Source organism: Arthrobacter pascens (genome assembly GCF_017052465.1).
Taxonomy (GTDB): domain Bacteria; phylum Actinomycetota; class Actinomycetes; order Actinomycetales; family Micrococcaceae; genus Arthrobacter; species Arthrobacter pascens.
Genome location: NZ_JAFHKT010000027.1, coordinates 1 through 500, shown reverse-complemented (window position 1 = coordinate 500; position 500 = coordinate 1). Strand labels below are relative to the sequence as shown.

The window sequence follows — 500 nt, the reverse complement described above, 5'->3', positions numbered from 1 at the left end:
GGGCGGCGGAGGAAGGCGCCTTGGCGGTGGCGGAGTTCTTCTTCGGAGGGTTCGGTGCCGTCCTGGTCGATGGCATCGGCCCAGCGGTGGGCGATGCGGGTCAGGAAGTCGTGGTCGTTCTCGACGGCAGTGCTCGTCAAGGCGTGTTCCATCCGCGCCAAGGTCTCTGCCGGGGCGATGTGGCGGACGCGGTCCAGTGCGGTGGTGATGGTGGTTCCGGCGCGGGAGGAGATGGTCCCGTCTGCCAGGGCGGCGGCGGTTTCTTCGCAGGCCGGGGGCATGGGCTGGCCGGTGATCCCGGTGCGGGGAAGCGTGGCGGAGGCGAGGGCGAGGCGACGGCGGGCTTCCGCGGCGCCGATCCTTAGCCGCGTCTTGAGGAACTCCGCGGTGTTCCGGCACCCGTCATCGGCCGGATCGAAAACCGGGCCCGCGGAAACCGCTGGTCCGGGCGCCGAGGGTTCGGGCGCCGCCGGTTCGGTGCCCCAGCCGGTGGTCCAGCC

1 protein-coding gene is annotated in these 500 nt (G+C 72.2%); it reads right to left on the bottom strand.

Translation table 11 applies throughout. The features are described 5' to 3' along the window. Positions 1-500 (bottom strand): DUF222 domain-containing protein (locus JYA52_RS00115; RefSeq protein WP_205651147.1); only part of this gene is annotated, 500 nt, incomplete at both ends.